Origin of the sequence: Caballeronia sp. LZ029, assembly GCF_031451275.1 — a bacterium.
GTDB lineage: Bacteria > Pseudomonadota > Gammaproteobacteria > Burkholderiales > Burkholderiaceae > Caballeronia > Caballeronia jiangsuensis.
Map to the genome: position 1 here is coordinate 204,576 of NZ_JARUXO010000093.1, position 12,088 is coordinate 216,663.

The window sequence follows — 12,088 nt, forward strand, 5'->3', positions numbered from 1 at the left end:
GACCTTTTCCCGCACAACCAGAAGGACCTCAAAGGATGACTGATTCTTCGCTGACCCGCCGCCAGTTGTTACGCGCGGCAGGAGGCCTGCTGGCCGGCGTCGCCACCAGCGGACTTTTCCCCGCGCGAGCCGCCGAGCCGCGCAAGCTCACGCGCAATACCGATACTGTGCGCATCGGCTGGGGCTACGGCAGCCTGCCCGACATCGCCAGGCAACGCGGCGTGTTCGAAAAGACACTCGCCGCCAAAGGCATCAAGGTCGAATGGATCGGCCCGTTTCCGAACCATGCGCCCTCGATTCAGGCCGTGGTCGGCGGCAGCGCCGACTTCGGCTTCTGGGGATCGACGACACCCGCGCTCGCCGCGATGCTCGCCGGATCGCCGATCGTGTTCAACGCGTTCGATATCTATTCGCCCCGCTCGACGGCCATCATCGCGAAGAAGTCGAGCGGCATCGATTCGGTCGCCGATCTGGCGGGCCGCAAGGTCGCCGTCAACCGTTCGGGCCTCGGCGAATTCCTGCTCATCGCGGCGCTGGAAAAGCATCGCGTCGATCGCGACAAGGTCCAGTTCGTCTATCTGAATCCGCCCGACGCCGCGCCGGCTTTCGCGCAAGGCAAGGTCGATGCATGGTCGATGTGGTCGCCCGGCGTGGACATCTCGCGCTTCTCGAATGACGCGAAGGACATCTTCAACGAAGGCCGCGATCTGGATTTCCTCATCGACTACAGCTCCCTCGTGACGCGCCGGAAGTTCACCGAAGAGAACTCCGAGCTGATCCGCGCGGTGATCGACGCGTACCGCGTAGAAGGCGCATGGCAGTCCGCGCATTCCGCCGACGCCGAGCTTCTCGTGCAACGCGAAGGCAAGTATCCGGATCAGGTGCGCGACTATCTCGCGAGCCTCAAGCGAGTGAATCAGTTCCACGAGCCCGACGATGCCGCTTTCATCGCGCAATTTCAACGCGCCGCCGACTGGCTCGCGGAACGCAAGATCATCAATTCGCGAATAAAGGTCGCGGATTACAGCATCAAGGTCTGATTCGAGGAAATGCAAGATCATGTCTGAACTCACCAACCTTTCGAGTGCCGGGCCCGCGCTCGTATCGCCGCTGTCGGCAAGCCTCGGTTTCGCGCAGATCATCGACGACATCGCCGCGAGCGCCGCCGAGCGTGAACGCGATCATCGCCTTCCGCGCGAGGAGATCGCAAGTCTCAAGGCGCTCGGCTTCGGCGCGCTGCGTCTTCCCGTCGATGCCGGCGGACGCGGCGTGTCGCTGCGCGAATTGCTCGTCGTCGCGCGCGATGTGGCCGCGGCGGATTCGAATATCGCCCATGCATTCCGCAATCATCTGTGGCAAGTGGAAGCCGCGCTCAGAAGGCGCGAGCATCCCTTTCATGCACGCGTGCTGGAAATCGCCGGGCAGAAGAAAACCATCGGGCTGAGCTTCGTCGATAGCGACGTGACGGCGGCAGGCGCGCGCCCGACGAAGGTGCTGAGCCGGCTCGAATGGGACGCGTCCCGCGATGTCTACGTCGGCTCGGGCGACAAGGTGTACGCGACGGGCAATCTGTACAACGACGCATTCATCGGACTCGCGGTGGAGAGCCGCGCGGGCCGCACCGTGCAATACGTGCTGGATCGCGGCGAAGGCGTTAGCGATGACGACGACTGGCAAGGTTTCGGCCAGCGTCTGACAGGCTCGGGCACGGCGCGGTTTCGCGACGTGACGGTGCCCGCCGCGCATCTCTATCCGACGGACCCGCCGAAGTCCGACGAAGCGGCGCCGTGGGGCTATACCTTCCATCAGGTCTATCTGACCAACTGCATCGCGGGCATCGTGCGGCGCGTGGCGCTGGACGCCGTGGACGTGCTGCGCGCGCGCGGGCGCAATTTCTATCACGGCGAAGCGGCGCATCCCGTCGACGAACCCGCGCTGCAATCGCTGCTCGGCCGTATTCGCGCGTACGCGGCGAGCGTCGAGGCGACCGCGGACCGCGCGGTCGTCGCCTTGCAGCGCGTATGGGATGCGCAGGGCACGCGCGACGAATACGAGACCACGCTCGCCGCTACCTTCGCGGCTTCCGAAGCCAAGGTCGTGATTGACGATCTCGCTCCGCAGATCGCAAGCTGGCTGATCGATCTCGGCTCGGGCTCGGTCGTCTCGCGCATCGGCGCACTGGACCGGCACTGGCGCAACATCAAGGTGATCGCCTCGCATAACCCGCGGCTCTACAAGGAACGTCTGCTCGGGCAGAACCTGCTGACCGGGCAACTGCCGCCCACGGGCGCGTTCTTCTGATCGTGCATGACGTGTCCGCTCGCGCGCCGCCGAAGGCCTGACGCGACGAGCGGACCCGCGTGCTCAGCCGCCCAGCAGACGGCGCACGCGCGGCATCACTTCCTGCGCGAAGCGGCCCATATCGGCCTCGAATGGCTGGAACTGAAGCATGAAAAGTTCGATGCCTGCTCGATGAAAATCGACGATGCGTCGCGCGACCGTATCGTAATCGCCGACGAGATCGGCCGCCGTGCCGCCGTTCGATCCGACACGCGCCGAGCGCGCGAAGGTCTGGTGCATCACCGCTTTCGGATCGGTATTGGCCTTCTGCCGTTCGCGCAGCGGCTTGTCGAGTTCCGCCAGCGCGAAGAGATGTTCGAGATGCGCCTGCGCTTCATCCTGCGTCTCGCGTGCGATCACGAACGCCGACAAACCGAAGCGCAACGCCTCGCGTCCGGCCGGTCGCACGCGGGCGGAGACATCGGCGATCAGGGCTGCCACGTCGTCGTGCGGCTGGCCGTTGATGAACCACACGTCGCCATGCGCCGCCACGAGCGAGCGAGCCGGCTCCGATTCGCCGCCGACATAGATGCGCGGACGCGCGCGGAACGGATCGGCGGGACGCAGTCGATAGTCATCGATACGGAAGTGGTCGCCGCGATGCGTGACGGCTTCGCCGCGCAGCAACGCCTCGACGACCGCGATCCACTCGCGGCCATAGGCATAACGCTCGTCATGCTCGGCAAAGCCGATGCCGGCGCGTTCGAGCTCGGGACGGTTCCACGCGTTCACGAGGTTGATCGCGAAGCGCCCGCCGCTGATGTGCTCGATCTGCTGCGCCATTTTCGCGAGCACGACCGGATGATAGAGATAAGGCTTGATGGCCGCGATGATCTCGATGCGCGAAGTGAGCGCCGCCAGTGCCGCCGACGCCGTCCACGCTTCGAGCTGATCGAGCGAGGGATCGTGCGGGTTGATCGTATGCTGCGCGACGAGCACGGAGTCGTAACCGAGGCGTTCGGCCTCCAGCACGAGCGCCTTGTTGCGCGTCCACGAGGCGTCGTACGGCTCCTCGGGATCCTGTAGCGCCGCGCGGCTGCCATGCACGAGCGCCCAGACGCCGAAGCGGGGAAATTTGGACATCGCTTGAATGAACCGATGGACAGAGTGGGAAGGATGCTCATGCTAACGCCGGGCGCTCACATGGCGATCCAATTTCTATCGATAAGGAATTGCCATATCGGCATTAGGCGCGCGCGGACTTGCTGCGCTGATCGATCCAGAGCCGGGCCCAGCGCGCCGCATACGCGATGGCGTGATCGGGCTCGAAGAAGTAGTCGAGCGCATCGAAGGTGAAGGATGCGCCGCTCGCCGCCGTGGGGCTTTCGATAATCAGGTTCGCCGCATACAGGCCGCTCGGCAATGCATGTGCGGACGGTGCCACGTCATATCCCTTGTATCGCATGAAGTTTTCCTGGAAAGCGCCGGAGCGTGAAAATCATCTCTGGCGCCCGATGCTAAAGCTCGATGCGCTCATCGCCAACGAATGCTTTGAAGAAAGCAAATCAGCGCTGGCCTCAGTTATATCGCGCGATTGCTTTGGATTGCCAATTACATTGACGAAGCAGTGAGCGCTCGATCGAAACAGCGACAGTTAATTAACCGCTGCAATATGATTCGTCGGCTTGGATATCCCGCTGCATCGCCTATACTGAAAGTGAGCCGCGCGGCAGCCGGCCCCTGAAGAAAGTCGAACGAGAAACCGTTCATTGGGGCGCGGTAGCGGGGCCACGGAAACGCCTGCGTTCAGCGCGGGCGTTTTCTTTTGCGGGCCTCGGCCGCACCCAATCACGCCTGCTTTCGAATGTCGGTGCACAGCTCGATTACATCGAGCAAGGCGCGCTTGATCGCATTTTCCGGGCCGCACGACGCAAGCCCGATACCCGATGTGTGATCGCGCAGTTCGAGCGGCCGGGCCACGACCTTCGGCGGCAGCGCCATCGCCGCGGCAGCCGGAATCACGCCGATGCCGAGCCCTGCTGAAACCAGCGCGAGCATCGTCGAGAATTCGCCGAGTTCCTGCGCGATGTTCAGATCCACGCCCTCGCGCTTGAGCGCCACGAGCATGTCGTCGTGAAAACCCGGTGCGTAACGGCGCGCCAGGACGAAAGCCGGAAAACCCCGGAGATCGGGCGGATGAATCGTCGTTTGCATGGCGAGCGCGTGATCGTCGGGAAGCGCGACGACGAACGGTTCTTCGAGCACCACGCGGATGTCGAGGCCGCTGACGCTCACCGGCAGGCGGATCAGGCCGAAGTCGAGTTGATTTTCCCGGAGCGCAGCAATCTGATCCGGCGTCGGCATATCCTTCAGTTCGAGCGTGATGAGCGGATAGCGCGTGTGCATTTCGCGGATGAGCGCCGGCAGCAGCTTCGGCAGCACCGACGACACGAACGCAATACGCAACGTGCCGATCTCGCCGCGCGCCGAAAGCCGCGCGATCTGCTCCGCGCGACCCGCCTGATGCAGCGTCGCGCGCGCCTCGGGCAGAAAAAGCCTGCCGGTCGCGTTCAGAACGACCTTGTGACGATCGCGTTCGAACAGGCGCACGTCGAGTTCCTCTTCGAGCGCCTTGATCTGCATGCTCAGCGCCGGCTGCACGATGCACAGGCGCTGCGCAGCCCGGCCGAAATGCAGTTCCTCGGCAAGCGCGACGAACGCGCGCAGATGCTTCAGCTCCATGAAAACCCCCGGCTCGCGGGCGTACGGCGCCCGTCATCACGATTCATGATAACAGCGTCATGAAAGACTATTGGCGCGACGGCCGTTCTTCGGGTGAACTAGGCGCATTCGGAGACAAACCGCATCCATCAACGAATGGGGCGCTAAAAAATGGACGAGACACTCAAACTCTTCAGCCTGCACGGCAGGCGCGCGCTGATCACCGGTTCCGGGCGCGGCATCGGGCTGGCGCTGGCGCGAGGGCTCGCGGGCGCGGGCGCCGCAATCGTCATCAACGATCGCAATGAGAAAAAAGCAGCCGGCGTTGCCGCAAGCCTGCGCGACGAAGGTTTCGACGCCGCCTACGCGGTCTTCGACGTGACCGAGCGCGAGCAGGTCGTCGCGGCGATCGATCGCGTCGAGAAGGACATCGGCGCAATCGATATTCTCGTCAACAACGCGGGCATCCAGCGCCGCGCGCCGCTCGAAGACTTCAGCGAGCGCGACTGGCACGACCTTCTGCGCGTGAATCTCGACGGCGTGTTCCAGGTCTCGCAGGCCGTCGCGCGGCACATGCTGACGCGCGGGCGCGGCAAGATCGTCAACATCGGTTCGGTGCAGAGCGAACTGGCGCGGCCGGGCATCGCGCCCTACGCCGCGACCAAGGGCGCGGTTCGCATGCTGACCAAGGGCATGTGCGCGGAATGGGCGCGCCACGGCATTCAGGCCAACGCCATCGCGCCCGGCTACTTCGAGACCGATCTCAATCGCGCGCTCGTCGACGATCCGGCATTCTCCGACTGGCTCTGCAAGCGCACGCCGGCGGGCCGCTGGGGCCGCGTCGAGGAGCTGTGCGGCGCGGCGGTGTTTCTCGCGTCGGCGGCGTCGGATTTCGTAAACGGCCAGACGCTTTTCGTCGATGGCGGATTGACCAGCGTGGTCTGAGCCCAAAGGAGACAACAAGATGCTTGATTCACTGGCAAACCGAAGCCGCCGCGTCCGGGCGCTCGCCGGTCTGACGATGGCCGTCGCCGCGTGCGCTGCGCATGCGTCCGACTGGATCGTGTCGGGCAACGACGGCAAGTATCAGCGCGTCGAAGGCCGCGACACGTATCCGGACAACCCCGCGCCGGACACGTTGACGCTGCTGGACGCGAGCGTCTTTCCCCCGCGGGTCAGGATGCAGGTCGAAGTCGAGAACGGCATTCAGGGGCCGCCGCAGGCGGTCGCGATCACGCCCGACGCGAGGCTTGCGCTGGTCGGCGCGCCCACGCGCTACGACTACGCCGCGAAGAAACTGCTGATGGATTCGTTCGTGCAGATCGTCGATTTGCAGGCGACGCCGCCCGCCGTGACCCGGCTCGATATCGGCAGCCATCCGCAGGGCATCGCCATCGACCGGAGCGGCGCGCTTGCGCTCGTCCCGTGCGTCGATGGCAGCGTGGCGGTGCTCGGCATCGACGGCAACCGCGTGACGCTCCTGGACACGCTGAAGATCGCGCAGAAGCGGCTTGCCGGCGTGAGCTTCACGCATGACGGCGCACATGCGCTCGTCGCGCTGCGCGACGAACAGGGCGTCGCCGTGCTCGACGTCGCCAACGGCCACGTGACCGACAGCGGCACGCGTCTTTCGAGCGGCGTCGCGCCCTACACGATCGACGTATCGAGCGACGGCAAGTGGGCCGTCGTCAGCGATGTCGGACTGGCCGGGCTGCCCGGCTATCCGGGCAAGCTCGCGGGCGATGCCGATACGGTCACGCTCATCGACGTCTCGCGCACGCCGTTTCGCGCGGTTCAGCATGTGACGGTGCCGTCGCTGCCCGAGGGCGTGGCGATCTCGCCCGACGGCAAATGGATCGGCGTGCAGGCGATGGACGGCTCCAACCTGACGCCGGACAACCCCGGACGCCACGCGCGCGGCAAGGTGCTGCTGTTCGCGATCCGCGATGGTCAGGCCGTGAAGGTCGCCGAAGCGCCGGGCGGCGAAGCGGCGCAGGGCATCGTCTTCACCGCCGACAGCAAGCATCTGATCGTGCAGTTCAACGTCGAGAAGCAACTCGCCTTCTACGCCGTGAACGGCGGCCATCTGCGCGACACCGGACAACGCATTTCACTGACGGGCGGACCTTCGTCCCTGCGCACCACGCCGCGCTGACGCGCCAGTCTTTCACGCAACGAACAACAGGAGAGAAGCATGCGTACGCCCAGCGCCGAACGCAGGAACGTGGTCGTCTTTCGAAAACTGCCGGACGATCTGCTCGACCGGATTCAGACGAGACACGACGTGACCGTCGCCGACCCGCGACGCGCCGATGAACTGCCGCGCTTTCGCGAAGCCTTGGGCGACGCCGACGGCCTGATCGGCTCCAGCTTCAAAATCGGCGCGGACGATCTCGCGCGCGCGCCGCGGCTGAAGGTGATTTCGAGCATCTCCGTCGGCGTCGACAATTACGATCTCGCGCATCTGAAACAACGCGGCATCACGCTCTGCCACACGCCCGGCGTCCTGACCGAAACCACCGCCGACACGGTGTTCGCGCTGATCATCGCGAGCTCGCGCCGTCTGGTCGAGCTGTCGAATCATGTGCGCGACGGGCGCTGGACGCGCAACATCGGCGAAGACCTGTTCGGCTGGGACGTGCACGGCAAGACGCTCGGCGTGCTCGGTTTCGGCCGTATCGGGCAGGCGGTGGCGCGGCGCGCGGCGCTCGGCTTCGGCATGCCGGTGCTCTTTCACGATCCCTTCGATGTGCCGGTTCCCGCGATGCTCGCCGGGCATGCCACGCGCGCATCGTTCGACGAGGTGCTCGCACGCGCGGACATCGTCGCGCTGACGCTGCCGCTCTCCGACGACACGCGCGGCCTGATGGACGCGCGGGCGTTCGCCGCGATGAAGTCGGGCGCGATCTTCGTGAACGGTTCGCGTGGCGCGATCGTGCGCGAGGACGCGCTATTCGCCGCACTCGAAAGCGGCCATTTGCGCGCTGCCGGGCTCGACGTGTTCGCCGTCGAACCGCTCGCGCAGGATTCGCCGCTGCGCACGCATCCGAAGGTCACGCCGTTTCCGCATATCGGATCGGCGACGCACGAAACGCGCCGCGCGATGGCCGTGCTCGCCACCGACAACCTGCTGCGCGCGCTCGATGGCGTTGCGCCCGTCGCCGCGTTCGATCTCTCGAAGCACTGACCGAGCATTCCGACCATGCCTCATTCGATTCCTTCCCTGTGCGGCTCGCTCGCGGGCCAGCCCTTCACCTTCAACGTCAAGGTGCATAACGCGGCTTATCGTGCGCTCGGCGTGGACTACACGTTCGTGAGCTTCGGTGTGGAAGACGCAGCCGGCGCGATCGACGCGATGCGCACGCTCGGCATCCGCGGACTGAACGTGACGATGCCGCACAAGCAGGCGGTGATACCGCATCTCGACGCGCTCGACGAAACCGCCCGCGAGATCGGCGCGGTCAATACCATCGACAATCGCGACGGGCATCTTACGGGCTACAACACGGACTGCGTCGGCGCCGTGCGTGCGCTCGAAGAGGCGACGCCGCTCGACGGACGGCGCATCGCATTGCTGGGCGCGGGCGGCGCTGCCCGCGCGATCGCGTGGGGCGTGCGGCGCGCCGGCGCGCGGGTCACCGTGTTCAATCGCACCGCGTCGCGCGGACAGGCGCTCGCGCACGACTTCGGCCTCATATACGGCGGCGATCTCGTCGACTTCGATCCGCACGCGTTCGATGTCGTCGTGAACGCGACCGCCGCCGGATTCCGCGCGCCGGACGTCAATCCATTGCGCGCGGGACAGCTCGCGCCGCATCTCGTCGTGATGGATGCGGCCTTCATCCCGGTTCGCACGAAGCTGATCCGCGATGCCGCCGAGCTCGGCTGCCGGGTGATCGACGGCACGCGCATGCTGCTGCATCAGTTCTGCGGCCAGGTCGAGCTTTACACGGGCAAGGAGGCGCCGCTCGAAGCGATGAGCGCCGCCCTGCTCGACGAAATCGCCCGGGTGGGCTAGCGCCCATTCGCTTATCAGGAAGAGCCGGCGGTCCCGCATCTCGCGCAAAGACGAGGACGAAACTGCTGCCAGTAGTCGCAGGAACGGAGAGAGACACCATGAAACACCAGCCAACCATCGCGGCCGCCGACGGCGGACTCGCGCGCAACGCCAGCGCCGGCACGAACCGCGACGAGGTCACGACAGGCGACCTGTATCGCGCCGCGTGGGCCGCATCGCTCGGCAGCGCGCTCGAATACTACGACTTCGCGCTCTACAACCTCGCGTCGGCGCTGATTTTCGGGCCGCTGTTCTTTCCGTCGGCCGATCCCGCCATCGGGCTGATCGCGAGCTTCGGCGCGTACTTCCTCGGCTTTGCGATCCGGCCGGTGGGCGGCATCGTCTTCGGCACGCTCGGCGACCGCTATGGCCGCAAGTTCGTGCTGATGGCGACGATCCTGCTGATGGGCGTCGCCAGCACGCTCATCGGCGTGTTGCCGACGTATGCGAGCGCCGGCATCTGGGCGCCGATCCTGCTGGTCGGCTGCCGCCTGCTGCAAGGTCTCGGCGCGGGCGCGGAACAGGCCGGCGCCGCCGTGCTGATGGCCGAATACGCGCCCGCGAAAAGACGCGGCTACTTCGCCGCGCTCCCCTTCATGGGCGTGCTGCTCGGCACGGTGATGGCGGCCGCGATCTACTTCGCGCTGGTGCGCGTCGAAGACATCTCGCAGAGCTGGCTGTGGCGCGTGCCGTTCCTGCTGAGCGTGCTCATCATCGCGGTGGCGATCTGGATCCGGCTGAAGCTCAAGGAATCGCCGTCGTTCGCGAAACTCGAAGCGCGTCATCAGATCAATGACAGCCCGCTCAAACATCTCATCAAACATTCGAAGCCGACGCTGCTCAAGGTTATCGGCATGCGCATGGCTGAGAACGGCGGCTCGTCGATCTATCAGTCGCTCGCGATCAGCTACATGGCGACCGCGACGGGACTCAAAGGGCCCATCGGACCGATCGCGCTGCTCCTTGCCGGCGTATCGGGCGCGGTGATCATTCCGCTCACCGGCAAACTCAGCGATCGCTTCGGACGCGTGCCCGTCTATCGCGCCTTTGCGCTGTATCAGTTGCTGCTCGCGTATCCGACGTGGTGGGTACTGAGTCAGGGCAACGCGGCGGCGAGCATTGCGATGCTGTGCGTCGCGCTCGCGGGCGTCTGGGGCATGTTCGCCACGCAAGGCGCGCTCTTGCCCGAGCTCTTCGGCGCCCAGCATCGCTATGCGGGCGTCGCCGTGGGCCGCGAGGTATCCGCGGTGATCGCGGGCGGGGTCGCGCCGCTGATCGGAGCGTCGATCATCGCGTGGGCGACGGCGCACTGGGGCGGCAGCGAAGGACGTGTTCTCGCGTGGATTCCGCTTGCCAGTTATGTCGCCATTCTGAGCCTGATCGGTGTCGTGACGACGTACTACACGCCTGAGACGCGTGGCCGGGATCTCGACGATTTGCGCGATGCAGCCGATGCTATCTAGCGGGCGACGTCGTCGAGAACCAGGTCGAACGACCGTTACACGGCAGGCCGCGCACCCTCCCACGCACGCTGCAACAGTGCTCGAAGCGGCTTCCCCTCTATCGGCCTCGGGTTCCAGTACGGGTTCGACAGCGCCACCTCGCAGGCGTGATCGAGATCGGCTTCTTTCAACCCGATCTCGCGGAGACCTTGCGGCACATCAAGTTCCTTGTTGAGTTGATAGAGTCCGTCGGGCGCTGAACTTACGTTCAAAGCCCGTGCAATCCGCTCCATAGCATCGCCCGCGACTGCGCTGTTGTACGCGAGCGCGTGGGGCAGGACGATCGCATGCGTCTCGGCGTGAGGAAGATTGAACGTGCCACCCAGCGTATGGCAAAGCTTATGATGAAGCGCCATGCCTACATTGCCGAGCACCATCCCGCACAGCCACGCGCCGTAAAGACACTCGCTGCGCGCCGCTTTGTCCTTCTCGCTTTTCTTCACGCCACGCAGGCCCGTGGCAAGAGCGCGAATGCCCTCCTCCGCCATCAGCGACATGACGGGATTACCATCCTTCGCATACAAGCCTTCGGCGGCATGAGCGATTGCGTTGAGTCCGCTCACGATAGAAAGCTTTATGGGTAACCCCATCGTCAGTTCCGGGTCGTACAGAACCGTCTTCGGGATGACCCTGGCGTCGCGGCCTGTCTTTTTCAGGCCCTTCTCGGTTATCCCGAAGATGGGCGTCATCTCCGACCCGGCATACGTCGTCGGTATCGCGATGATCGGCAGCGAAGATTCCAGCGCGATCGCCTTCCCGAGTCCGATCGTCGAACCTCCGCCGATGGCCACCGCGCAGTCGGCATCCACTTCCTTCGCATGTTCGCGTGCACGCCGAGCGTTCTCAATCGGAACATGCATCTGGGCGCCAGCGAAGACCCCAGCGCTCGAAGGACCGAGAAGCGACGAAACGACTTCCGCCTGAGCCTTCTGCTCCGGCGTACATAGCACCAGCGCGCGCCGTGCGCCCAGAGCCTCGACTTCCTGTTGAATAAGCTTCATGCTCCCTGCACCGAAAACGACTCGGGCTGAAGGCGTGGTATAGGTGAATTCATACATGAGAGTGGCTTCCTCGCTCGTCAATCGTGAAACTCGCTCAGATGTAATCGACCTGATGACGAGCGATACGCACATCACCGACGACTTCCTTCACCCGCAGATGCTCCGGGTGCGAGGCGTACGCGTCGAGCAATTCCCGCGTTTCGAACTCGGTGTATAAGACGACATCGCACGCGTAGTCGACAGCGCTGACATCGAGGCCGACTTCGAGCCTGGTAAGCCCGGGAATCTTTCCGCTGAGACTTTCAAATGCGGACTTCACGAGCATCGCGGATTCCTTCTTCTGCTCGGGCGTGTTGCCGCGAACGTCCCACATCACGATATGCTTGACCATAATCATTTCCATTGATGATGCTGAAAAACAGGCCAAATGTTCGAGATGCAATCTCGTGATTCAAGTCTGCATGTCGGCGGAACCTCACCACGCAACCGGTCCCGCCGACGCCCAAATCTGGTCTGCTGTCGAAATT

At 64.7% G+C, this 12,088-nt stretch carries 12 protein-coding genes; 7 read left to right on the plus strand and 5 right to left on the minus strand.

All coding sequences use genetic code 11. From position 1 onward, the window contains the following. Window positions 1-35 precede the first annotated feature (35 nt). Window positions 36-1,040, plus strand: coding sequence for an NrtA/SsuA/CpmA family ABC transporter substrate-binding protein (locus QCE73_RS35070; RefSeq protein ID WP_309885495.1), 1,005 nt, complete (start codon window positions 36-38; stop codon window positions 1,038-1,040). A 19-nt stretch (window positions 1,041-1,059) separates the two neighbouring features. After that, complete coding sequence (locus QCE73_RS35075) at window positions 1,060-2,301, plus strand: acyl-CoA dehydrogenase family protein (protein WP_309885496.1); 1,242 nt, start codon at window positions 1,060-1,062, stop codon at window positions 2,299-2,301. A gap of 63 nt (window positions 2,302-2,364) precedes the next feature. Here the strand turns inward: QCE73_RS35075 and QCE73_RS35080 are convergent, their stop codons facing one another. The 3 genes from QCE73_RS35080 to QCE73_RS35090 all read right to left on the minus strand — a co-directional run bounded on the left by QCE73_RS35080 (window position 2,365) and on the right by QCE73_RS35090 (window position 5,022). Beyond that, window positions 2,365-3,423, minus strand: coding sequence for an LLM class flavin-dependent oxidoreductase (locus QCE73_RS35080; RefSeq protein ID WP_309885497.1), 1,059 nt, complete (start codon window positions 3,421-3,423; stop codon window positions 2,365-2,367). A 103-nt stretch (window positions 3,424-3,526) separates the two neighbouring features. Beyond that, a complete protein-coding gene (locus QCE73_RS35085; RefSeq protein ID WP_238212936.1) occupies window positions 3,527-3,745 on the minus strand; it encodes a hypothetical protein in 219 nt (72 codons plus the stop codon). Between the two features lie 383 nt (window positions 3,746-4,128). Next, window positions 4,129-5,022 (minus strand): LysR substrate-binding domain-containing protein, encoded by an 894-nt coding sequence (locus tag QCE73_RS35090; protein WP_309885498.1) that lies wholly within the window; start codon window positions 5,020-5,022, stop codon window positions 4,129-4,131. Window positions 5,023-5,172: 150 nt separating this feature from the next. On the opposite strand from QCE73_RS35090, the gene QCE73_RS35095 reads away from it, so the two are divergent. From QCE73_RS35095 to QCE73_RS35115, 5 genes are all read left to right on the plus strand, one after another. After that, window positions 5,173-5,946: a glucose 1-dehydrogenase gene (locus QCE73_RS35095; RefSeq protein WP_309885499.1), complete on the plus strand. Its 774-nt coding sequence runs from the start codon at window positions 5,173-5,175 to the stop codon at window positions 5,944-5,946. Window positions 5,947-5,965: 19 nt separating this feature from the next. Beyond that, window positions 5,966-7,156: a YncE family protein gene (locus QCE73_RS35100; protein WP_309885500.1), complete on the plus strand. Its 1,191-nt coding sequence runs from the start codon at window positions 5,966-5,968 to the stop codon at window positions 7,154-7,156. Between the two features lie 39 nt (window positions 7,157-7,195). Then, entirely contained in the window at window positions 7,196-8,188 is a 993-nt protein-coding gene (locus tag QCE73_RS35105; protein ID WP_309885501.1) for a D-glycerate dehydrogenase, read from the plus strand. A gap of 15 nt (window positions 8,189-8,203) precedes the next feature. Further along, on the plus strand, window positions 8,204-9,019 hold the full coding sequence (gene aroE, locus QCE73_RS35110; RefSeq protein WP_309885502.1) for a shikimate dehydrogenase: 816 nt from the start codon (window positions 8,204-8,206) through the stop codon (window positions 9,017-9,019). 98 nt (window positions 9,020-9,117) lie between these two features. After that, window positions 9,118-10,521: an MFS transporter gene (locus QCE73_RS35115; RefSeq protein WP_309885503.1), complete on the plus strand. Its 1,404-nt coding sequence runs from the start codon at window positions 9,118-9,120 to the stop codon at window positions 10,519-10,521. A gap of 35 nt (window positions 10,522-10,556) precedes the next feature. Here QCE73_RS35115 and QCE73_RS35120 read toward each other — a convergent pair whose 3' ends face one another. Both QCE73_RS35120 and QCE73_RS35125 read right to left on the minus strand, forming a co-directional pair. Then, the gene (locus QCE73_RS35120) at window positions 10,557-11,618 is read right to left on the minus strand and encodes a maleylacetate reductase (RefSeq protein WP_309885504.1); all 1,062 of its coding nucleotides are present in this window, start codon (window positions 11,616-11,618) and stop codon (window positions 10,557-10,559) included. A 37-nt stretch (window positions 11,619-11,655) separates the two neighbouring features. Beyond that, window positions 11,656-11,952 carry a Dabb family protein gene (locus QCE73_RS35125; RefSeq protein WP_035500050.1) on the minus strand — a complete coding sequence of 99 codons (297 nt, stop codon included), beginning with the start codon at window positions 11,950-11,952 and terminating at the stop codon, window positions 11,656-11,658. Window positions 11,953-12,088: the final 136 nt, after the last annotated feature.